Source organism: Mesobacillus subterraneus, assembly GCF_000934845.1.
GTDB lineage: Bacteria > Bacillota > Bacilli > Bacillales > Cytobacillaceae > Mesobacillus > Mesobacillus stamsii.
On record NZ_JXIQ01000179.1, the window covers coordinates 1 to 300 of the forward strand.

Consider the following 300-nt stretch of genomic DNA (forward strand, 5'->3'; position numbering starts at 1 on the left):
CACGACAATTGCCCCAATGATCCATTAGAATAGTTCTTACCACAAAACATCCCCTCTATTATAATAAGCTTAATACTATGACTTATTTGAAAAGATTCGGTAGTATCGATCAGATGCTTGCGCTTCACTAGTAAAACAGAAGATTCATTTGATACCAATTTTGTCAGCTGTATCCATTTAGGTTCTACATCGACACCTTCCATAATTTTTAAACAATTTTTAAACTCGTATTTGGTTTTATAGTTAACAAGAAGGATACAAGTTTGGACAAAGTGGTTACCTCCACTGCCTTTTGACGGC

At 35.0% G+C, this 300-nt stretch carries 1 protein-coding gene; it reads right to left on the reverse strand.

The genetic code is table 11. The features are described from left to right. Positions 1 to 300 (reverse strand): hypothetical protein (locus tag UB32_RS20310; RefSeq protein ID WP_044395975.1); only part of this gene is annotated, 300 nt, incomplete at both ends.